We start from the raw sequence: 23,620 nt of genomic DNA, 5'->3' as shown, positions 1-23,620 counted from the left end.
CGCTGTAATAGCCTGTGAAAGATTCAGCTTCTGCTGTGAAATTTAATAGGGTTTGCCCCCCAATTTTTTCATTTGGTCGATACAACTACCCCATTGGCCGACTTTGTTTGAGCATCCTGAATTATACCCTCACATTTGTTGCTGTCAAATCCATAAAAATTACACCATGAAAAGATATGAACTAATATCGGCAGGCGTGATTCTGATAACAATCATGAGTATGGCCATCTGTTCTTGCGAAGACAATGAAAACACCATCGACGCTGAACAAGCCGAAGCGCCAACAGTCAACAACTACCTGTTAACCGCAACAGGACAAACATCTCTCTACGATAACGACGGCAATGAAATCAGCCATCTTAACGAGGGGGATGCCCTCTATGGCCAGGATGCCAACTATATGAAAGGCGCTGAAATGGCCTATAAAGACAATGGCGACGGAACCATCACCGACCTAAATACCGGTCTCATGTGGCAATCAATCCCCGATTCGGAAGATTTCACCTGGGATGAAGCCGTCGAATATTGTGAAAATCTGGAATTGGGAGGATACGATGACTGGCGGTTACCCAGCTGCAAAGAGTTATACTCTATCAGCGACTTTTCTTCAGGATGGCCCTATCTGAACACCACCTACTTTAAGCTGGCAGGCGAAGGCGTCACCAAAGACGAACAGTACTGGTCGTCCGACAAATATGTGGGCATAACAGTAGAAGGTCAGGACAATGCCGCTTTTGGCGTAAACCATGTTACTGGTCACATTAAAGCCTATCCCGCCGGGGATTCTGGTTTTGGGACTATGGAGACAGGGACCCCCCCACCCCCTGCCGGCGAGGGAGCCGAAATGCCCATGGGCAATCCCTTCGGGAAGCAGGTTCGAGCCGTGCGAGGCGACAACTATGGCATCAACGACTTTACGGATAATGGTGACGGCACCATCACCGATAACTCAACCGGGTTAATGTGGGCCCAAAACGACAGTGGTGAAGCAATGGATTGGGAAGACGCACTGGCTTATGCCGAAAACTCCGATCTGGCAGGCTACACCGACTGGCGACTGCCCAATGTTAAGGAGCTTCAAAGTATTGTAGACTATTCCTATTCACCCAGTGCCACCGATGCATCAAAAGTTGGTCCGGCCATCGATCCGGTCTTTTCCTGCACCCCAATAACCAATGAGGCGGGCGACAGTGATTACGGCTACTATTGGACCGGCACATCCGCCCATTTCACCAGCGGCGAACCCTACTATTATGCTTGGTATGTGGCATTCGGCAGGGCCGTAAATGGAGAGGGTTTAGATTTTCACGGTGCCGGAGGTGTTCGGTTCGACACCAAATATGAAGGCGGACCGCTGGGCGAAGGCGGAGAACGCTACTATAATTATGTACGGCTGGTAAGGGATGCGAAGTAGGCCAAATAGGTTGTTGGGAATATTTTGAGACATGTCAGCCTAAAAACAAAGAGGAGTAAACGAATGAATTCAACGGTCCGGAAGGATCATCCATCGAACACAAACAATTTTTTTGATGCCGATCCTTCCGGGCAATAAACAATATAACACCAGAAGATATGCCCATAAGTAGTATTAACGGATGCATTGGATGCGGGGAGTGTGTAAAAAGCTGTCCCACCGATGTGATTCGCCTCAACAGTAAAGGAAAGGCAGAAATAAAATACCCGGAAGATTGTCAAATCTGCCATTTATGTCGATTGAATTGTCCGGTGGATGCCATCACCATCACACCCGAAAAATATATTCCGGTAATCGTTTCATGGGGGTAATAATTATGAGTAAGAAATTTTATCAATCCATTATAGTCATCGGGCTATTTCTTGTCTTTCCCGGTTTGTTTTATGCCTATAGCGGTGTGCCACAACAAACATGGTTGAAAGAGTCGATATCGATAATCACCGTCCTTGCCTTTTTAGACATGATTTTCCAGTTCTACTTGTCGCGTGCCAACGACAAATTTTGGGAAGGACGAAAAAAAAGCCATATGATAAAATGGCATAAAATACTGGGCTACATCTTCATCGGCATATTATTGATTCATCCTTTTTTGGTGGTGTTGCCCCGCTATTTTGAGCCAGGTGTTGCCCCGGCCGATGCTTTTATGCTAATGCTTGGTTCATACCAAACTCCGGGTATTTTCGCCGGCATAACAGCATGGGTATTGATGTTGATTCTGGGATTAACCGCCCTCCTCCGGAAACGCCTTCCATGGTCATACAAAACCTGGCGAATATTTCATGGTCTTTTGTCCATCGCCTTCATTTCCACGGCAGCGTTTCATGTCATCGATACCGGACGACACATAACCACGGAATTGGGTTGGTTCATGGCGATGCTGACAGGTGGTGGCATCCTATTATTGCTAAGAACCTATGTTATTAAGCCATCCGGCAGAAAAAAGAAAACCCCACTGACAACCAACGAAATTACCAAAGAGATCGGGCAGAATTAGTCTTCACAATAGTGGTTCAGGAATCATCCCAAACCACTATTGAGCAAGAACATCCATTAACCAACAAAGAACATCTGTTATGCAAAATATTTCCAGACGACAATTTATAGAGAGGACTGCGGCAACGGCAGGGTTTGCAGCTCTGGCCTCAATGGGATTGGGATGGGGCCAGAACAAGCCCACCCTTCAGTCGAAAGATATGCTTCAGAAACAATTACAGACCGACGTATTGGTCATTGGCGGTGGAATGGCAGGATTATTCGCGGCCGTGAAAGCCCGCGACGCCGGCGCCAAAGTCATGCTGGTATCCAAAGGTCGGCTGGGCTCTTCCGGCTCTACCCCCTTTGCCAAAGGAATGTTTGAATTTGACCCGGCCACATCCAAATATTCATTAGATGAATTTGTCGATGCGGTGGGCCGTTCATCATTGGGAACCAACAACCCGGTTTATACGCGCCAGATGGCCGAACATTCCAAAGCGCGCATTGAGGAACTGAGGCAATGGGGATTCTTCGACTCGGCCATCTATCATAAAAGCTTCAGCCAACCCGTCACAGAAAGAAACATCCCTGTTATCGAACGTGTTATGGTGACTCATTTGATAAAAGAAAACGGAAGCGTTGCCGGGGCCGCCGGCTTTAGCATCGATGAGCGCAAAACCTATATTTTCCGGGCCAAAAGCGTCATTCTTTGTACCGGTGCGGGTGGATTTAAACCCAATGGCTTTCCCATTAACGACCTGACACACGATGGAACCATCATGGCCTATAATATAGGTGCCAAAGTAACAGGAAAAGAATGGAATGACGGACACCCCGGTAAATCGGAGAATCCTGCTGCCTGCTACGACGGATGGGGCGATATGTTTGAGCAGAAACCGGGAACCACTTCGGTAGATATTCACCACGACCTGGGCATGGAACTCAACTACTTGGCCTATATCAATGGCAACCCGGTAAGCGGAGGTCCCGGCGCACCAATGACCAACTTGCCCGAAGGTCAGGGCCCTTATGTGCCGGAAGAATTTCGACATAATGACCGTAAAGCACCTCAGGAAGGCCGGGGCGAACAAAAAGGCCAGAAACCACCAAGAGGCCAAAGACCTCAGGACGATGGCAAACCACCCAAAGAAGGCGGTGCCCCTCCCGGCATGGGCGGTATCCCCGTAGGCGGATCATCGGCCGGAATGGCCATCCACAAATCGGAAGGATTGGTGCCTGTCAATGACAAATGCCAATCCAACATTCCGGGCCTATATGCTGCAGGCGATGCCCTGGGCTCTTACATGTCGGGCGCCATCTACACACAGGTAGGTTCATCGCTTACAGGTTCGGCCGTCCAGGGTGCAGTTGCAGGGCAAGCCGCTGCTCAATATGCCCAATCGATCAGAAAGGTGGAAATATCTCAATCGAAAATAAAACAGATAGAAGAAGAAATATATGCCCCTCTTAACCGTGAGGCAGGATACAGCCCGGCCTACGTCACCCACACATTGCAAAGCATCATCATTCCCAACTTCATCCTTTATATTAAAAAAGAGAAGCTTATGAAGGCTGCTTTGGCCTATGTGGAAGAGTTAAGGGATCACCATATGCCCATGCTCCGGGCTTCCGACCTGCATGAACTGCGGCTGGCCCACGAAACGGCTAATATGATCATCAGTGCCGAAATGAAGCTGAAAGCATCCATCATGCGCACCGAAAGCCGCTGCAGCCATTACCGGCTGGATTATCCCAACCCGGACAACGAGAACTGGCAGGCATGGATCAACATCTATAAGGCTGAAGACGGCAGCATGAAACTGGAAAAACAGCCATTCAGCCATTGGCGATAAACCAACCAACAAAAAGGCGGATACAGCTCTATCAAGATGATATCAAACCTATTTATCAACTTAAAAACTATCAACAATGCACAAAAACAATTTTCTTACAGCAATCCTTATCATTTCCCTGGCATTCTTTTCTGCTTGCTCAGACGATGATAATGACCTAACCGAAACCGACATTGACCAGGAAGAGACAACCGATGAGACGTCAACCGACGACGATGAAGACTACTCCGACTGGAGCGACGAGACCCACAGCAAAAATGCGGAACTCAACTATGATGTGGTATTCAATCAGTCTCAGGTGGCCCGCTTCGACATCGTAATAAGCAGCGAAGATTGGACAACCATGCAGGAAGACCTGGCCGCCAACCTGGGAACCAGTGGTGGAAATCGGCCCGGCATGGGGGGCGGTGGCATGGAATCCACTACCGATTTTGATCCTGTATGGGTGCCCTGCTCATTTAATTACAATGACACGGAATGGTATCATGTCGGCATTCGCTTTAAAGGCAACTCAAGTTTGCAATCGGCCTATCAGTCGGGGAACAATAAATTGTCCTTTAAACTCGATTTTGATGAATTCGAAGACGACTATCCTGCCATTAAAAACCAACGCTTTTATGGTTTTAAACAGCTGAATCTAAACAACAATTATGATGATGCCTCTTTGATGCGTGAGAAAGTAACCGCCGATCTGTTTCGTGAGTTTGGTGTTCCGGCCTCTCAAACAGCCTTTTGTGTGATTTATGTAGACCATGGCAACGGACCCCAGTATTATGGCGTTTACACCATTGTGGAAGAAGTGGACGATACGGTGATCGAAACCCAATTCAGTGATGATTCCGGCAACCTCTACAAACCCGACGGTGATGCAGCCTCTTTTGCTTACGGCACCTTCGACACCGACGAGTTCTATCCCAAGACCAATGAAGATGAGACCGATTATTCGGATTTAAAAAGTTTATACGACGTGCTTCACAGCTCAGAGAGAACAACCGACGTTGAAACCTGGAAAAACAATCTGGAAGCGGTATTGAATGTGGAACAATTCTTAAAATGGCTGGCAGCCAACACAATCATTCAAAACTGGGATACCTATGGCAATATGACCCACAACTATTATCTATACAATAATCCGGAAAACAGTCTGCTGACTTGGATTCCCTGGGACAACAACGAAGCCCTTCAGGATGGCAAACAATCCGGGGCATTAAGTCTTTCGCTCAGTGAAGTTGATGACAACTGGCCTCTGATCAGTTACCTCATGGAAGTTCCCGAATACAAAGCATCCTACAACAACTATCTTCAGCAATTTATTGAAGAAGTGTTTGTCCCTGAGCAAATGGTCAACTTATACTCTTCTTATTATGATTTAATAAAAGATTATGCCTACAGTGAAGAGACTGGTTATTCTTTCATAAGAAGCAATTCCGAATTTGACAATGCCGTGGAAGAATTAAAAACCCATGTAACCGAACGGAACAACGCTGTTATTTCCTATTTGCAATAACCTGCCAGGGGAAAAAAGACTGTCATCCTGAACCTCAGCAAATATCATTAACTTTACCGACGAATGAAAAAGAAAACGAAAAAGAAAACCGGTAACAAGGAAGGCAGTCTTCCCTTGTTGTTAACAGCGGCCGTTTGGTTGTTGATGTTTGTCATTCCCTTGCTTTTTGGGGACTTTACAAATGGCATCAAGTGGGATCATATTTTAAAGATTTGGAAAGAGTACAGCGTGCTCTTCCTGATCTTTTTAGTCAACCGGTTTGCCTTAATGCCCCGGTTGTTTTTCAAAGGAAGAAGAACACTATATTTTGTTTCCATTCTGGGCATCATCCTGATCTCTTCAGCCCTTCTTTATTGGGTACAGATTCATCCGCACCACCCGGAGTTGTTGCCACTCATGGATCCCCCCGGGCCGGGACCAGAGGCTTTCCGACAGCCATCACCGCTCCCCATGCCCCGGGAATTCATCCCCCCCTATGCCAATCTGTTTATCATGAGCATCTTGTTCATTGGCTTTGATTCCGGCATTCTCTTCTTCAGCAAATGGATGCATGCCGAACAAAACAAACTCAAAGCCGAAAAAGAGAGCATCGAAAACAAAATGGCCTTTCTGCAAAACCAGATCAGCCCTCACTTTTTCATGAATACTTTAAACAATATTCATGCGCTCATCGACATTGACACCGAAGAAGCCAAAGAAGCCGTCATTAAACTTTCGAAGATGATGGATTACATGTTGTATGAATCGCAAACGGCAAAAATATCATTACAAAAAGAAATGGATTTCATCAACAGCTATGTGGATTTGATGAAACTGCGATTCACCGACGATGTGGAGATCATGGTCAATCAACCGAAGGTGGTTCCACCGGTAAAGATACCACCTCTGTTGACCATCTCATTTATTGAAAATGCCTTTAAATATGGTATTAGCTACGAGTCGCATTCCTTTATTCATATTGATATTGAAACCGATGATAAACAGCTGTCGTTTAGCGTTAAAAACAGCACCCATCCCCATACAGCCAAAAAAAGAAGTTCCGGCATTGGCATAGCGAATGCCCGTAATCGGTTGGATCTGATTTATGGTAAAGACTACCGGTTGTCTATCCGAAACGATGAGAAAGACCACTCCTTTAATGTAGATTTAAAAATTCCCTTATGATCAATTGTGTATCAATAGATGACGAGCCGTTGGCCTTAAAGCAAATAAACGGATACATTGAAAAAATCCCGTATCTGAAATTGCTTAGCAGCTTCTCCAGCGCCATAAAAGCCCTTGATTTTCTGCAAAACAACGAAGTAGATTTAATGTTCGTAGATATCAACATGCCCGACTTGTCGGGTATGGATTTTGTCAAATCGCTCTCTCACCCGCCCAAAGTAATATTTACCACCGCCTACCGTGAATATGCAGCAGAAGGGTTTCAGGTGGATGCCGCCGATTATCTGGTGAAACCCATTTCTTTCCCGGCTTTTGCAAAAGCCGTAGACAAAACCAAACAACGCTATTTTCAGATAGACGAACCTCAGGAAAGCATCCGAAACAACGGCCAGTTTCTGTTTATTAAATCGGAATATAAAATTGTCAGGATCAACCTCGAGGATATCAAATATATTGAAGGGATGCGTGACTATGTGAGAATTCATCTGGATAACGAAAAGCCCATCATGGCACTGTTGGGAATGAAAAATATTCAGCAGCACTTACCGTCAAAATCATTCATGAGGGTACACAGATCTTACATCGTGAATTTAAACAAGATACATACGATAGAACGAAACAGAATTGTTTTCGATCAAAAAGTGTACATCCCGATCAGTGAACAATACAAAGAAGAATTTCAGAAGTATCTGGATAGCAACTTTCTAAAATAAAGCCAACGCCTCACCCATGCTTGCACGAAAAAGAAATACCACTTCGGCAAATTAATCGGAAATAATACAGGAAACAATTTCCTTCATACTAGGGTGAAGCACCGGCATTCAACGACAACCAATCTTGCGGAAGGAATAAAAAGTCCGCTCGGTTGTCGGGAGCATTAATAAATTTTCCAGATGGGATAAAACAAGCATGACCAAGAGCTTTGTCACAAGAAAATCACATATAAACCGATGGTCATGCGAGATCCATCAGACGAATACATATAATAATTTTATACGGATAAAAGTCCTGTCCTCCCACAGAAACGTATAGTTTGACTACTTTTTCCACTTAATACTACAACCTATCGCCTTGGTTTCCTTTACCTTGACAGAACTCCCGGCTTCCAGGTCCGCAATGGCATTGGCCACATACTTTTCCTTAACGGCAGAAGCATCCTGATAGTTATCGTCGATGGCGCCGATATATTTCACAATGTGTTTACCCATCTCCTTTTTCAGCAAAAAGACATGAGGGGTACGTGTAGCACCATAGGCTTTAGCTATTTCCTGTGTTGCATCAAAAAGATAAGGAAAAGTAAATCCTTTTTCTTTGGCCCGAACCTTCATATTCTCAAACGAATCTTCGGGAAAAGCCTTAGGATCGTTGGGGTTAATGGCAATAACCGGATATCCTTTGGGTTTGAACATTTTATCGAGTTCAATCATCCGGTCTTCATAAGCTACCACATAGGGGCAGTGATTGGTGGAAAAAATGACAATAAATCCTTTGGCATCGGGATAATCGGCCAGTGAGACCATTTTATCATCCACATTTTTAAGTTTAAAATCTCTGGCTTCATCGCCGGGTTTATACCCCTGACCCAATACGGTCATTGTCAGAGCCATCAACAGGCCTGATAACATCAACTTCTTCATAATTACTTCGATTTAATAATGGTTATTAATTCATCATAAGAGAGAGAGCCTTCGTGAAAGGTTTGATCCTTTCTCTTATATATTAATGTGGCAGGAATGGCTCCCGACCATTGGGAATCCACTTTCGGGATCCATTGGTTACTGGCGGGATCGTTTAAAAGAATGACCTGCTCATTCATTCCATGCTCTTTTATAAAAGGCAACAGCCGGCTTTCTTTCTGTGTGGGGAAATCCAGACTGACAAATACAAACTTCACCTTGTCGTTCTTGAGGTCGGAGGCCGCCTTCAAAAAGCCGGGAATCTCTTCCACACAGGGCTTGCACCAGGTGGCCCAAAAATTAATGACATAAGTGGTATCGTTATTCTTATGCAGCCGGGGCTCAAAACGGGAAAAATTCATCTCCGGAACATTTTGTCCAACCATAGAGAACCCCGGGGCCATTAGCAATAGAATAAGAAATTTCAATTTTTGCATAACAAATTCTTTTCAACAACTGATTCTTAGCATTTTAATGTTCACAACAGATCTTCCTGTCCCTGTAAAATTGATCGTCTCATTTATAAATCAGGAAATTAAAATACCTGCACAACATGATTATTTAACAATTTGAATGGAAAGAGGTTCATGTTAATGGGTTTGTTAACATCTCGGGTTGCTTATAAATTACCTAACGTCCCTGCGCCAATCACACAAACAACGTATTTCAAAAACAAAAATTTATTCCGTTATTTGAATTCTATTGAAGAAATCTTTTATCATAAAGCTTCTTTTGAAATTTAGAATAATGGTAATCAATAAAACAACCCCCACTCTCTTCGAGGCCTTATTCCCTATCCTTTGCCTGATAGTACTCCTGACGATCAATGCATTTGTATTTGAAGATACTCTGGCGGGTTCCAACCAGACCGCCCTGCTGCTGGCTGCCACCATTGGCGGGTTAATCGTCCATCGTCAGGGGCTGGGATGGTCTCATACCAGCGACCAAATCATTAAAACCATTGGGTCGGCCATGCCCTCCATGTTGATATTGCTTTTGATCGGCTCACTGGCCGGGACGTGGATGATCAGTGGCGTTGTCCCCGCCATGATTTATTACGGCATGGACCTCATCAATCCCCATGTTTTTTTGGTCACGGCAGTCATTGTTTGTTCGTTGGTGTCGGTAGCCACCGGCAGTTCATGGTCTACCGTTGCCACCATCGGGGTCGCCCTGTTGGGTATTGGAAAGTCGTTAGGCCTCAGCCACCCGGTTATAGCGGGCGCCATCATTTCCGGATCCTATTTTGGTGACAAAATATCGCCAATGAGTGATACCACCAACCTCGCCTCCGCAATGGCCGGAACCGATATCTTTACGCACATCCGCTATATGTTTTATACCACCGTACCGAGTATGACCCTTACACTAATCATATTTACACTTATTGGGTTGAACAGTACTCCGGAGGTTCCTTTAGCAGAACCAACATCCGTAAAACAAGCCATCAGTGAGACCTTCTACCTCACCCCCTGGCTGTTCCTGGTGCCACTGACACTTCTAACCCTCATCATCAAAAAGGTACCGGCCATTCCTGCCCTTATGGCCGGCACCCTGTTGGGCGGTGTTTTTGCCATTATTTTCCAGCCGGATATCATCCGGGAAATCAGCGGAGCCGGGACAGACTACTTCAAAGCGTCGTACTTCAGTGTTATGCAATCCATCTTCGGTGATATTGAACTTAAAACATCCAATGATCATCTGAACGAGTTGCTGAACACTTCAGGGATGAGAGGAATGCTTAATACCGTCTGGTTAATTTTGTCGGCCATGGTCTTCGGTGGCGTTATGGAAGCTGGAGGATTACTCTCCCGAATTACCCAACCCATAATGAAAAAAGCAAAATCAACAGGGGCACTGGTGACTTCAACCGTTGGGACTTGTCTGTTTTTCAATGCCACTGCTTCCGACCAGTACATTTCCATTGTCGTATCAGGACGTATGTACAAAAAGGCTTATGACGACAGCCACCTCAAACCGGAGGTGTTGAGCAGAACGCTGGAAGACTCGGGAACCATGACGTCGGTTTTGATTCCCTGGAATACCTGTGGTGCCACCCAGTCAAGAATTCTGGGTGTGGCAACTCTCGATTACGTGCCCTATTGTTTTTTTAATATTATTAGTCCTTTTATGAGTATCTTGTTTGCTTATCTAAATATTAAGATCCGACGAATAAAACCAACTACTAAACATGAATCACACAACTAAAAAAATGAGAACAACCATCTTATTTTCAACCCTACTTATTCTGGCATCCTGTCAAAAAACAAAAGTAGAGCCGGTGAAGGCTACCCCGACAGCAGAGCTGGGAGAAGGTGCCATCTGGCATCCGGACAACAAGGCCCTTTTATGGGTAGATATTACAGGGAAAAAAGTCTTTATGTATCACCCTCAAAAAGGAATGTTGCACAACTTGCCTCTGGAAAGCATGGTGGGTACCGTTGTCCCGGCACAGGATGGATATTTGGCTGTTGCCGCTCAGGAGACAGGTATTTATGGCATCACCCCGGACGAAAAGCTAAAATTACTGACACCATTCCCCGCCGATGCCGCGCCCAATGTTCGTTTTAACGACGGCAAATGCGACCCTATGGGACGCTTCTGGGTGGGAACCATGTCAAAATCAGAGCAGCCCAATGCCGGCAACCTGTATATGCTGGATGGCGACACGCTCGTCGTAAAACAGTCGGGTGTAACCATTTCCAACGGCATTGTGTGGGACACCAATAAAAATCTGATGTACTACATCGACACGCCCACCCAAAGCGTTTTTGCATACGATTATGTTCCCGAAACGGGCGAAATAGCCAACCGCAGAGTCGTGGTGTCTGTCCCAAAAGAGATGGGAAGTCCCGATGGGATGACCATCGATTCGGAAGGAAAACTATGGATTGCTCATTGGGGCGGTTACGGCGTTTATCGTTGGGATCCGGATAATGGTGAGCTTTTGCAAAAAATAGAGGTACCTGCTCCTCATGTAACGTCTTGTGCTTTTGGTGGCAAAAAGTTGAAAACCCTATATATCACCACTGCCCGAGTAGGTTTGACCAAAGAACAACTGGACCAATATCCTCTAAGCGGATCCTTGTTTGCCGTAAAAACTAAAGTTAAAGGCATTCCGGCCTGTCTGTTTTCAGAAAAATGAATGGGGACAGATGTTAATGGTAGATGATAGATGCTGGCTTTAAGGTGTTAGATGTTTAGATTTAAGATTTATAGATATTAGTTTAAGGTTGCATTATCGGTGTGATTTGACCATCCGGTTTGCATTCATCTGAATGCATTTTTATAAGTTATTTTTATAGAGATTGATGTCAGAAATAGCAGCCGGGAACCAGAGACGAGAGGTCAGAAACCGACAAATAAACAACTGAGGCTAAAAGCTTTTTACCCAATTCCACATGGTATAATTGATGCTAGGAAGCTTTGATTTAAGGCAATTCTGTAATCCACGTCAGGTACCAAAACACACAACAGTATGCCATAAAGCAATTCCCATTTTTACCATTTTCAGTCCATTTTTAACCTTTACCTTGTCGGTTGCACCACCTACCTTTGCCATACAATTAATGGTAAAAAAAATAAACACAAAAAAAAGTATATCATGAAAATTGCAGTAACAGGTGCAACCGGCCAATTGGGCCGCATCGTCGTAGAAGAATTAAAAAAGAGAGTTCCGACAGAAAACATTGTTGCCTTGGCACGTAACAAGGAAAAAGGTGCCACCCTGGGAACAGAAGTCCGGGCTTTTGATTACAATCAACCGGAGGTAATGGAAGAGTCTCTTCAGGGCATCGACCGCTTATTGCTCATTTCCGGCTCTGAAGTGGGACAACGTAGTCGGCAGCACAGCAACGTCATCAACGCAGCCCAAAAAGCCGGTGTGAAATGGATTGTTTATACCAGTCTGCTTCATGCCGACCAATCATCCCTCAACCTGATTCCGGAACATCTGGAAACCGAAAAAGCGCTTAAAGAATCGGGAATCGACTTTACTTTATTGAGAAATGGTTGGTACACGGAAAACTATACCGCATCCATCCCGGGGGCTTTGCAGGGCGGAGCCTTTTTAGGAAGCGCCGGCAACGGTAAGATTTCATCGGCCCCCCGTGCCGACTATGCCGAAGCGGCAGCCATCGTCATTGCTGACGATACGCACAAAGGAAAAACCTATGAGCTGGCCGGCGACACCTTCTATACCCTTTCCGATCTGGCCAAAGAAATATCGCACCAGACCGGGAAGAATATCCCCTACAAGGATTTGCCCGAGCATGAGTTTGCCGCTGTTTTAAAAAGTGTAGGCTTACCGGACGACCTGGCCGCCGGACTGGCAAACTGGGATGTGAGTGCCTCCAAAAACGACTTGTTTGATGATTCCAAAACCCTTTCAAAAATTCTTGGAAGACCCACAACACCGATTGCCCAATCGGTCAGGGAAGCTCTTAAAACCGAATAACGCATCAGAACTTCGCCCCGAGAACCGAAAGGGCAATCTATCACAAACTTGTTGAAATGAGGCACAGCACCTCTATAGTGAATTTCAACAAGTTGGATTGCAACTGAATTGGCAGCAATTTTAATTCGTAATAGATTTTCTAATGCATTTTTCGGGTTTAATAAACCTAAGGTTTAGACATTAAAAACGGGGTATTTCCCATCTAAGGAGAAATACCCCGTTTACTGTTTTTCGGTTCCATTAAAAAGAGACCTTTTCCAGCAAGGCCAGATCTTCTGCGTCTAACTGAACTTTTGGTGCTTCAAAAATGGCTTTTAACTGGTTTTTATTCGTGGCACTTACGATGGGCGCCGCCACGAATGGACGGGAAAGTAACCAGGCCAGTGCAATGGTTGCCGGCTGACTGTTGTGTTTCTCCGACACTTTATCCAATGCATCTAAAACTGCCAAACCTTTCGGATTCAGATATTTGCGAACTCCTTGTCCACGAACGCTCTTGCCCAGGTCCGCTTCGCTGCGGTATTTCCCGGTTAAAAAGCCGGCAGCCAACGACCAGTAAGGCATAACACTCAACCCATACTTTTTTACCAATGGGGCGTATTGGGATTCATACCCTTCTCTTTCCACCAAATTGTAATGCGGCTGCAAAGCCACATAACGAGGCAAATCATTTTTTTCGGCCGTCTCAAAAGATTCAGTCAAACGCTGAGGCGAAACATTGGAAGCCCCGATATAACGTACCTTTCCGGCTTTTATAACCTCATCATAGGCAGACAAGGTCTCCTCCACCGGCGTTTTGTTGTCGTCGAAGTGGGTATAATACAAATCTATGTAATCGGTCTGAAGGCGACTTAACGATTCGTCCACCGATTTAAGAATATGTTTTTTACTAATGTCAAAAGGATGTTCTTTGGTTTCGGACCCCACTTTGGTCGCAATAATCACCCGGTCTCTGTTACCTCGTGCCTTCATCCAGTTGCCAATGATGGTTTCGGACTGTCCGCCTTTCCCGTTTACCCACCAGGCATAGGTGTCGGCCGTATCAATGAAGTTGAAGCCGCCATCAACAAAGGCATCCAGTATTTCAAACGATTTTTCCTCGTCAAGGGTCCATCCAAAAACATTGCCACCAAAATTAATCGGGGCTACTTCCAGCCCTGTATTTCCAAGTTTTACTTTTTTCATATCTCTGTTTTTAATGTTTATATTCTGTTCTGACGGTAAAATGATCCGGGACCGAAACCACGTGAGCTATGCCAGCTTCAGAACCGTTCGTCCCTTCAGCTGACCTTTAAGCATCAAATCAATCTTTTGATTCAATTCATCCAACGATATTTCAGTGGCCATCTCCTCCAGGTGATCCGGTTTCCACTCGCCCGACAATTTATTCCATACTTTTTCCCGATAAACCATTGGGTAATTCTGAGAATCGATGCCAATAAGCGCTACCCCCCTTAGAATAAAAGGAAAAACCGTTAAATTGAGGTTTGGCGAAGCCACATTGCCGCAACAAGTCACCGCTCCCATAGGCTTCGTCGATTTAATAATGTTCTCCAATATAACGCCTCCAACAGTATCAATGGCACCGGCAAACATGGATTTTAAAAGCGGTCGTTTTTCCATCGCTTCAAATTCTTTCCGAAGAATGATATTTTTGGCGCCCAGCCCTTCCAGATAGGCACGTTCCGTTTCTTTTCCCGTAACGGCCGTCACCGCATATCCCAATTTACTCAGGATGGTAACACTTAAGGCCCCCACTCCGCCGGTAGCACCCGATACGATAATGGGACCGCTATCGGGCTTTACCAGTTCCGTGAGACGTAAAACCGATATCCCGGCGGTCAACCCGGCGGTTCCCAATACCATGGCTTCCCTCATAGTAAGACGCTCCGGCAACGGGACGGCCCAACTCTCCGGAACCCTGATATATTCAGCAAAACCACCGTCGGTATTCATGCCCAGATCATAACTGGTGACAATCACTTGGTCGCCGGCATTAAACCGTTGGCTCCCCGACCATTCCACCACACCCGCGGCATCAATACCCGGTGTGTGAGGATATTTTCTGGTAACCCCTTTGTTCCCGATTGATGAAAGCGCATCCTTATAGTTTAAGGATGAATAGTAAACCCGAATCAACAGATCACCTTCCGGCAAATCGTCCACAGATTTTACCTTGACGGTCCTTTTAAAGGTTCCTTCTTCTTCAACGACAAACGCCGAAAATTGCTTTTCTTCCATTTCTCTCTTTTTCGCTACTTATTAATTATCTATAAAAAAACATGGTTTCAATTGGCGCCAAAATTAAAGCCAATATATAGGACAACAGCCAACCAATTAGAAAGGTTATTAAAAAAACACATTTATCAACAAAAAGGCGGTCAAGACCACGCTTCTATTAACACATCTTAACAGCCTCGTGCATTAAACTATTTTAGGACAAAGACATCTAACATACCAGTGTTCTATCAAAAAACTTCATATATATTGGCTATGAATAAGTTCTGGAAAATATTGGTCACATATTCGATCCTGGGTGTCGTTTTTAATTCGGGTTTGGTTGGTCAGTCCGCTCCCCCTGCGGAAAAAGGAAAGTTGAGCGGAATAGTAATCGATGCAGATGAAAATGTGCCGATGGAATTTGCCACCATTTCCATCTATACGGAAGATTCCACGTTGATAGATGGTGGCATAACAAATGCCAAAGGGGAATTTAGTTTTGAGTTAAACCCCGGAACCTATTATGTGGAAGTACAGTTTGTGGCCTATCAAAAAAAAACCATTGAAAATATACGTATAGAAAACCGGCGAAACACCATAGATTTGGGATCAATACGTCTGCAACCATCCACTACCAGTCTCAATGAGGTGACCGTCAGAGGCGAAAAGAGTGAAATGGTTATCGGCGTCGACCGGAAAGTTTTCAACGTCGGAAAAGACCTCACCAATACCGGCAACTCTGCCGCAGACATACTGGACAATATTCCAACGGTATCTGTGGATGATGATGGCAATGTATCTCTTCGAGGTAGCGGTGGCGTACGCATGCTCATAAATGGCAAACCCTCCGGACTGGTTAATTCAGGTACTGCGGATGCTCTGAGAGCCCTCCCCGGCAACATGATTGAGCGGGTAGAAGTCATCACCAATCCCAGTGCCCGATACGAAGCCGAAGGAATGGTGGGCATCATTAACATCGTTCTGAAAAAAGACCAACGACGAGGTGTAAACGGTTCTTTTGAAGGATCGGTCGCCACACCCGAAAGATATCAGTTTGGGGCCAATGTTAATTTTCGCCGCGAAAAGATCAACTATTTCTTCAACTATGGTATTCGCTATGGCGAACGGGAAGGCGAAGGTTTTTCCGATCAGTATTTTCCTCTGGCCGACACCCCCTTCCACACACGGCTCGACCGAAACAGAAACCGCTCGGGATGGTCGCACAACCTGCGGGGCGGAGCCGATGTTTATCTAAACAATACGACGACGCTCACCATCGCCGGTATGTTTAGTTATGACGATGAAACCAATAAATCGGACGTGTTGTATCAGGATTTCATCGACAACAATGGACTACCGGGTGTAATGTTTGAAAAAACAACGCGCTATGATGAAGAACTAGAAACCGAATGGAATGCGGATTTTTCAATGAATCTGGGAAAAATATTCGACCCCGAAAATGAAGAACATAAACTGAACATTTACGCGCAATATTTGCTGGACGATGAAACAGAAGATTCGGAAATAGAAGAGAAAGTTTTTTCATCCTCCCCTTTTCAAACACCCGACGAATTAGCTTATCAAACGGTTTACAACAACGAACGTGAAGAAAACTATTTGATACAGGCCGACTATGTTTACCCGTTCAGTGCCAATGGGCGTTTCGAAGCAGGTATCCGGGGTGAATTCAGAGACATCTCTAATCCCTATGAAGTGGAAGACCTCGACGAAAACAACAACTGGGTAACGGACCCGGATTACACCAATGACTTTAGCTACAACGAAGATGTTGCTGCCATTTATCTTCAGGGTGCCAACAAATGGGGACCCATAAGTGTACAAGCCGGCCTAAGAGGTGAATATACCGGCATAAAAACCCATCTGAAAGAGACGTCTGAAGAAAATGAACGCTCCTATTTCGACCTCTTCCCAACAGTCCATACCACTTATCACTTCAACCAATACAATGCCTGGCAAATCAGCTACAGCCGAAGGATTGACCGCCCAAGCTTCCGGAATCTCAATCCATTTTTCGGGCTGACCGATTCCAGAAACATCAGAAGAGGAAATCCAGACCTGGAACCTGAATTCACCGATGCCTACGAAAGTGGCTATGTCTTTACGCCGGGTAAGTCGTCCTATTATGCCGGCATCTATTATCGATACACCTCCGGCGTTGAGGAACGAATCAGCTATGTGACCCCGGAAGGTATTACCATCACCGAACCGCGAAACCTGGCAGAAAGGAAGTCTTATGGCGCCGAAACCAATATTTCCGTCAACCCCATAAAATGGTGGAACCTGTCGGCCAACTTCAACTTCTACCGAATGCAAACCGAAGGAACATTTATTCCGGATGAAGGCGAAGTACAAGACTTAAGCAGCGACACCTGGTCGTGGGATACACGCATCAATTCCAGAATGCAATGGAATAATAACCTGAGCCTGCAAACCACCTTCTTTTACCGTGGTCAGCAGGAAACCACGCAAGGAATTCGAAAACCGTTTTATATGATGAATGCGTCCCTCAGCAAAGATGTTCTGAAACGTAACGGAACCATATCCCTCAACGTCCGGGATGTCTTAAACAGCCGGAAATTCAGATATGAACTCACTCAGCCCGATATTATTTCTACCAACCAATTCAAATGGAGCTCCCGGGAATTCCGACTGTCGTTTATTTACCGCCTGAATCAGAAAAATCGTCCAGCAAAAAATGGAGGCCGCCAGGGAGGAGGAATGGATACAGGAGGGGATGATATGGAATTTTAAGACGGGTGAACGGGAAAAATGTTGGAAGGATAGGATAGTAAGGCGAGAAACAAAATTAAAAGGCTATTAAGCCGGCAGGCCATTAGATGGTTTGGCGGATAGGCTTATTAGATGAATTGACTTGTCCCGAAAAAGATTTACAAAAAAAGTATTCAAAGGACAAAGCCGTGGAAAATGCCATTAGCCATAATATTATAGCAACGCAAGGATGTCAAATATGGGGAAAATACCATAGGCATAACATTTTTCAAGGTAAGATATTGAACCATTGAGCCTTAAAACATCAAGACAATTAGAAAAATAAATTATTAATATACAGATATCCAAATTTTAAAAAAATTGTGATATTGTTTTCAACCATCTCAAATCTTATATTTAAAAAATCTATCATCTTAAAATTGATGAACATTCAACCCAGTCAAGGCAAGGAACTCTCTCATAAAATTTTTAGTAAATTATTGATAATTATTGCATGCATAAAGTAATTCCTTTTAGTTAGAGCCCTAACAAAAATTCTCGATTGCCTTATCGAAAGTTTTTGAATAGGTTAATCAAATATGTTGTTAAGGTTTCCGAGAAATACGAGAAGGTTAAACAAATATTCCGAAAGGCTTATGCAAAATTTTGGCACTAAGGATGACAAAATTATTTCCAATAAGTAACCTGATATTAAGAAGCTCTACAGCCGCAAATTCATTTTTCAGCGTCACTAATCATGCCTATGGGATTGGTTCTAAAACAAGGGACAACACCAAAAGTATTGATTGAGTCTGATTTCCAATAGGAAAAAAATAAAAAGGACTGTCCGTTTTTGGGACAGCCCATCAAGTTTAACTTTAAATCAAAGCTTAAAGGTAATCCTTATTGATTGCAAACTTCTTTCATTTTCTCAAAGCGAATGGCTTGCCCGCCCCCCGGTGCCAAATGAATAGTGATCAACATATCAGAAGAAACATATTTTTCTTCAATTTTCAAATCCAGTGGATTGTTTTTATAGTGAGCATTTGGTCCATCACAATAAAAAACAGCTTTATACCTAGCATCTGGGTCCAGAAAATCAAGACCGATGGTTAGATCTCTTTCTTGCTCGTCGGAAATAGTCCCTAGAAACCAGTCATTCGAATTGCGGTCTTTTCTGACAATCGTTACAAATTCCCCAATTTCTCCATTTAACACCTGCGTATCATCCCAATCCACCGGTACTTCACGAATAAACTGGAAAGCAGGTTGATCCACATAATTTTCTGGCAAATCAGCCGCCATTTGCAAAGGACTGTAAATAACCACATAAAGTGCCAACTGTTTGGCAAGAGTAGTATTTACCTGATTATTGGGAATATCAGAGATATTTATATCAAAGATCCCGGGAGTGAAATCCATCGGTCCTCCCAAAAGACGAGTAAACGGTAAAATAGTTTCATGTTCTGGGGGATTACCTCCATCAGGGCTCCATGCATTGAACTCCATCCCTCTGGAACCCTCCCTGGTCATTATATTTGGATAAGTACGACGAATACCCGTTGCCTTAATAGGTTCATGAATATCCATCATAATATGATGTTTGGCCGCTAACTCAATAGTTTTCCTGTAGTGACGCACACCAAACTGACCATGATGCCACTCCCGGCCATTCAAACCGTTGGGGTTAACGTAACCACTTTTAACATAATGAACTCCATACTTTTCATAAAAAGCAAAAGCAGAGTCTATTTGAGCTTCATAATTATCGACAGCTCCCCCCGTTTCATGATGCCCGATCAATTCAACACCTTTTTTTTCGGCATATTCAATAATTTCTTCAATATTAAAACTAGGATAAGGAGTAGTAAAGTCAAAACAACTACCATCTTTCCACCATTCAAAATTCCAACCACGATTCCATCCCTCTACCAATACGCCATCGATGTTATTTTGAGCTGCAAAATCGATATACTTTTTTACATTTTGAGTATTAGCACCGTGATGAGGCCCTTCACCCCACGTACTCTTTCCAATGTGCATTTCCCACCATATACCCACATATTTGGCCGGTTTTATCCAGGAAACATCTTCCAATCGATTCGGCTCATTAAGGTTCAAAATCAGATATGAAGAAATCAAATCTCCGGCTTTTTTTCCTATCTGAATGGTTCGCCATGGCGTAGAAAATGGAGTCTCTGCATAAACTTTGACCCCATCAGACCATGGAACCAGATCACATTTAAGGAAATTTCCTTCTTTTCTGAATAAAGTCATTGACGCATAATCAGTCAAGGCAGCTTCATGAATAGATAAAAATAAATCTTCATCATACTTCATCGTCAACGGGGTATGCATAGTGTCCGCCACCTGGCTCAATGTATTATTCCTGTATAAATATTCATATCGATCAGGCTTATATGCAGGTTGCCACCAGACCTCTGGATTCCTGGGAAGATTAAATTCTGTCAGTTCATCCATTATCTTGAATTTCCCCAAATGTTCCTGTTCGGGGAACCTGTATCTGAAACCAACCCCATCATTGAAAACGCGAAATACGACATCCAGTTTTCTTTTTAATCCGTCTTTTTCGGTGAGATGAACTACAAGTTCATTATAATTGTTTAAAATTTCTCTTTTTTCTCCCCACGGTTGTTCCCAAGTCTCGGAAAAATATGTGGTATCAAAACTTTCAACATAAAACCCTCCTGCCAGGTCGGGGAGGTCCCCCAATACAAATCCCAGCTTTGAATCTTCAAATAGGAGTCTTCCCTGTCTAGACACTGAATAATAGGCAGTATCGTTTTTAAGAGAAAACCTCATCAATATTTTCCCATCGGGAGAACTTATTTCCATTATTTTTCTTGTACTCTCCCCACATCCTAACAAAAGAATTAAAAACAACCCCAAAATTGTAAAACCATTACGCCCTATTTTGAATTTATGGTACTGTCCTTTATATATATCCATTGATCTTTCTATTTAGTTTAAGGATTTGAAAAAACCACATACCCATAAGCAGGAAGCTCCTTGCTTATACCCAAGAAAGCCTCTTCCCCGGAAAATGCATCCACCCAAGTGGTATTTTGTAAGGATTCCGGCAAAGGAAATTGTAATGCCTCATTTCTTACATTTACAAAGACCAAAACCGCATTTTGTTCTGCAGATCTTTCAAATGCCAAAACATCGTCAGAGCTAAAATAAGTGAGTTTACCATTTCTAAGGGCCGAATAACTAGCCCTTAAATGAAGAATCTGTTCATATTTCAACTTATAATCAGGATCTATTGTCCAGTCAATTTTGGTTACATCACCTTCAAAAAAAGAGAGCTGCTCCGGACAGGCCACTTCCTGACCGCTATAAACCAACGGCACCCCTCCCAGGTAGGCTGCAGCAACAAAGGCAGCCATAGCACCCTTTTTCCCATTAAATTGGTCAATTGGGGTAGTCTCCCATGCATTCTGATCATGGTTGGATGTCCATCTCAAAACATGTTTCCCGTTGGACAGGCCCGCATATTCTGATTTATGTGCATTTAAAATTACAGACGCAGACTTCCCGTCACTAAAAACTTCTTTCAGAGCATCATAAAATTTCCAACCAAAAATCATATCAAACCCCGCACTAAGCAATTCTTTTCTATCTGATTCAGCAAACATTATAATATCACGCTCAGGAATACTCCTGAGTGTATCAATAGCCTGTTTCCAAAAGTCATCGGGAACACCATGCGCATAATCGCAACGAAAACCATCCACATTCGCTTCCAGCACCCAATATTTCATGGCACGGATCATTTCTAACCTCATGGCTTCCTTCTCATAATTCAGTTCTGCCACGTCTTCCCATCCGGTCCCTGGCGGAATAATAATTTGTCCTGCCTCATCCTTGGAATACCATGACGGATGTTCAGTAATCCAATTATGATCCCATGCCGTATGGTTAGCTACCCAGTCCAAAATAACAGCCATATCCCTTTGATGGGCTTCACTAACCAGAACTCTTAAATCTTCAAGAGTGCCGTAATCTTCATGAATGGCCATATAGTCTTTTACAGCATAAGGCGAACCAACACTTTTTTCTTTCCCGGAAGGATAGATCGGCATCAGCCAGACAACATTGACACCCAGTTTTTTTAAAGAATCCAATTCAACTGTAATTCCATTTAGATTTCCTTCTTGACTGAAAGCTCTGATATTGACTTCATACATGGCAATATCGGATATTTCCGGAACTTTCGTGAAGGGTTCGCCATACTGGCTGAATTCAACTTCCTCTTTCTCGCCGGGATATTTGGTCTCCCATTTTTCATTGTTATCCTTCTCACATGACCCGACCAGAAGAGAAACAAACAAAAATATTCCTGTTAGCAAAGTCTTCTTAAACATTGTACTAAGATTTAAAAAGCGTGAAAAAAATGGTTTCACGGCACCGGATGTCCCGTGAAACCAAAAAGTGATTTAATCAATCCACCATTAAAAACTAATTCTTTTGAATGCTGTACCGATAATTGCCCGGTATCCTTAAATCTAACGTAATGGTATAATTACCGTCTTCCTGGACCGCCAAATTGGTACGATCTACATACTCTAACCACGGATGATTGGCATAACGAAGATTCCCTTCTTCATCAAGCCCCATATCCAACACCCATGCATCGTTAGCCCTTATTTTCAGGAATCCTGTAGCCTTTAGATCAGCCGTAACGGTCCAAAGATGTGCTGTTGCATCAAAGGTCATATCAATATCCGAATCCCAACCATTTGGTGCAGCGTCACCAATAATACCCCAAGTATCAATTTTTATTAAGAGATACTCCATCGCATTAATATCCAATGCAAATAAATAATAACCTTCTGATGGGGCCACAAAATTATCACCGGCATAATTTGCAACGATTACTTTTCCATCCCCGCCATTCCCATAAGAAGTGGGAGTCCAGTCTTTTTGCGCATACACCTTAAATTCGTTGGTTCCTCCCGGTGGGATGTAGATATAACCTTCGTAAACACCATTATCCTCCCTGGATGATATGGAATCACATGCCGCAATATTCCATCCCTGATAATCTCCGGCAATATATAAAGAGGGGTAGTTAATATAGGGTTCTACAAAATTATATGCCGTTACACTAAACGACTGAGATGAAGAATATACCCGTTGATTAAGATAAGCTTCGACCCTTACATCCACAGAAGATTCTTTATCGGCTTCGAGACCTAATTCAAGAACAATAGTATTAAGTTCTTCCACGGTAAATGTTGCTGAATAAACATCACTACCAATTTCTTGCCTTACACCAGAAGCCCACTCTTGATTAATTGCAAACTGAACGGAATAACTCACCGGGGCATCTATGGAAAATAGAACTGCCGGCCATGAGATCGTTAAAGCATTATCAGAAGCATTGTCATCTGAGAGTATTACACTTTCGGCAGACAGGGTGATATTATCGGAAAATTCCACCTTTTGCTGTACTGTCAATGACGGGTCATCGTCACAGCCATAAAAACTTATCATTAAGGCTGTGATTAAGGAACTAAATAATTTAATATTTTTCATAGA

At 43.8% G+C, this 23,620-nt stretch carries 18 protein-coding genes; 11 read left to right on the top strand and 7 right to left on the bottom strand.

Annotated elements, in window-relative coordinates:
* The first annotated feature begins 166 nt into the window (after nt 1-166).
* From ACT29H_RS13825 to ACT29H_RS13795, 7 genes are all read left to right on the top strand, one after another.
* Entirely contained in the window at nt 167-1,414 is a 1,248-nt protein-coding gene (locus ACT29H_RS13825) for an Lcl C-terminal domain-containing protein (protein WP_444822233.1), read from the top strand.
* 158 nt (nt 1,415-1,572) lie between these two features.
* Complete coding sequence (locus ACT29H_RS13820; protein WP_444822232.1) at nt 1,573-1,785, top strand: 4Fe-4S dicluster domain-containing protein; 213 nt, start codon at nt 1,573-1,575, stop codon at nt 1,783-1,785.
* A 5-nt stretch (nt 1,786-1,790) separates the two neighbouring features.
* Nucleotides 1,791-2,468 (top strand): ferric reductase-like transmembrane domain-containing protein, encoded by a 678-nt coding sequence (locus ACT29H_RS13815; protein ID WP_444822231.1) that lies wholly within the window; start codon nt 1,791-1,793, stop codon nt 2,466-2,468.
* A 79-nt stretch (nt 2,469-2,547) separates the two neighbouring features.
* A complete protein-coding gene (locus ACT29H_RS13810; RefSeq protein WP_444822230.1) occupies nt 2,548-4,302 on the top strand; it encodes an FAD-dependent oxidoreductase in 1,755 nt (584 codons plus the stop codon).
* Between the two features lie 76 nt (nt 4,303-4,378).
* Complete coding sequence (locus tag ACT29H_RS13805; RefSeq protein ID WP_444822229.1) at nt 4,379-5,809, top strand: CotH kinase family protein; 1,431 nt, start codon at nt 4,379-4,381, stop codon at nt 5,807-5,809.
* 63 nt (nt 5,810-5,872) lie between these two features.
* The gene (locus ACT29H_RS13800; protein ID WP_444822228.1) at nt 5,873-6,973 is read left to right on the top strand and encodes a sensor histidine kinase; all 1,101 of its coding nucleotides are present in this window, start codon (nt 5,873-5,875) and stop codon (nt 6,971-6,973) included.
* Nucleotides 6,970-7,686 (top strand): LytR/AlgR family response regulator transcription factor, encoded by a 717-nt coding sequence (locus ACT29H_RS13795; RefSeq protein ID WP_444822227.1) that lies wholly within the window; start codon nt 6,970-6,972, stop codon nt 7,684-7,686. The genes ACT29H_RS13800 and ACT29H_RS13795 overlap by 4 nt, the downstream gene beginning before the upstream one ends.
* 324 nt (nt 7,687-8,010) lie before the next feature.
* On the opposite strand, the gene ACT29H_RS13790 is transcribed toward ACT29H_RS13795, so the two are convergent.
* Complete coding sequence (locus ACT29H_RS13790) at nt 8,011-8,610, bottom strand: thioredoxin family protein (RefSeq protein WP_444822226.1); 600 nt, start codon at nt 8,608-8,610, stop codon at nt 8,011-8,013.
* Nucleotides 8,611-8,612: 2 nt separating this feature from the next.
* Nucleotides 8,613-9,086 carry a TlpA family protein disulfide reductase gene (locus ACT29H_RS13785; RefSeq protein ID WP_444822225.1) on the bottom strand — a complete coding sequence of 158 codons (474 nt, stop codon included), beginning with the start codon at nt 9,084-9,086 and terminating at the stop codon, nt 8,613-8,615.
* 310 nt (nt 9,087-9,396) lie between these two features.
* Here ACT29H_RS13785 and nhaC point away from each other — a divergent pair, with 310 nt between their 5' ends.
* The 3 genes from nhaC to ACT29H_RS13770 all read left to right on the top strand — a co-directional run bounded on the left by nhaC (nt 9,397) and on the right by ACT29H_RS13770 (nt 13,105).
* Nucleotides 9,397-10,857 (top strand): Na+/H+ antiporter NhaC, encoded by a 1,461-nt coding sequence (gene nhaC, locus ACT29H_RS13780; protein ID WP_444822224.1) that lies wholly within the window; start codon nt 9,397-9,399, stop codon nt 10,855-10,857.
* A 4-nt stretch (nt 10,858-10,861) separates the two neighbouring features.
* Nucleotides 10,862-11,794 carry an SMP-30/gluconolactonase/LRE family protein gene (locus ACT29H_RS13775; RefSeq protein WP_444822223.1) on the top strand — a complete coding sequence of 311 codons (933 nt, stop codon included), beginning with the start codon at nt 10,862-10,864 and terminating at the stop codon, nt 11,792-11,794.
* A 459-nt stretch (nt 11,795-12,253) separates the two neighbouring features.
* Nucleotides 12,254-13,105, top strand: a complete 852-nt coding sequence (locus ACT29H_RS13770) for an SDR family oxidoreductase (protein ID WP_444822222.1) — start codon at nt 12,254-12,256, stop codon at nt 13,103-13,105.
* A gap of 240 nt (nt 13,106-13,345) precedes the next feature.
* On the opposite strand, the gene ACT29H_RS13765 is transcribed toward ACT29H_RS13770, so the two are convergent.
* Nucleotides 13,346-14,290 (bottom strand): aldo/keto reductase, encoded by a 945-nt coding sequence (locus ACT29H_RS13765; RefSeq protein WP_444822221.1) that lies wholly within the window; start codon nt 14,288-14,290, stop codon nt 13,346-13,348.
* A gap of 66 nt (nt 14,291-14,356) precedes the next feature.
* Nucleotides 14,357-15,346 carry a YhdH/YhfP family quinone oxidoreductase gene (locus ACT29H_RS13760; RefSeq protein ID WP_444822220.1) on the bottom strand — a complete coding sequence of 330 codons (990 nt, stop codon included), beginning with the start codon at nt 15,344-15,346 and terminating at the stop codon, nt 14,357-14,359.
* Nucleotides 15,347-15,598: 252 nt separating this feature from the next.
* Here ACT29H_RS13760 and ACT29H_RS13755 point away from each other — a divergent pair, with 252 nt between their 5' ends.
* On the top strand, nt 15,599-18,097 hold the full coding sequence (locus ACT29H_RS13755) for a TonB-dependent receptor domain-containing protein (protein WP_444822219.1): 2,499 nt from the start codon (nt 15,599-15,601) through the stop codon (nt 18,095-18,097).
* 861 nt (nt 18,098-18,958) lie between these two features.
* On the opposite strand, the gene ACT29H_RS13750 is transcribed toward ACT29H_RS13755, so the two are convergent.
* From ACT29H_RS13750 to ACT29H_RS13740, 3 genes are all read right to left on the bottom strand, one after another.
* On the bottom strand, nt 18,959-21,025 hold the full coding sequence (locus tag ACT29H_RS13750) for a glycoside hydrolase family 97 protein (RefSeq protein ID WP_444822218.1): 2,067 nt from the start codon (nt 21,023-21,025) through the stop codon (nt 18,959-18,961).
* A 17-nt stretch (nt 21,026-21,042) separates the two neighbouring features.
* A complete protein-coding gene (locus ACT29H_RS13745; protein ID WP_444822217.1) occupies nt 21,043-22,443 on the bottom strand; it encodes an alpha-amylase family glycosyl hydrolase in 1,401 nt (466 codons plus the stop codon).
* A 94-nt stretch (nt 22,444-22,537) separates the two neighbouring features.
* A complete protein-coding gene (locus ACT29H_RS13740; protein WP_444822216.1) occupies nt 22,538-23,617 on the bottom strand; it encodes a SusE domain-containing protein in 1,080 nt (359 codons plus the stop codon).
* Nucleotides 23,618-23,620: the final 3 nt, after the last annotated feature.

The organism is Thermophagus sp. OGC60D27 (assembly GCF_052400625.1).
Classification (GTDB): Bacteria; Bacteroidota; Bacteroidia; order Bacteroidales; family Marinilabiliaceae; genus Thermophagus.
Note: the sequence above shows the minus strand (reverse complement) of the source record. Positions and strands in the feature narration are given on the sequence as shown.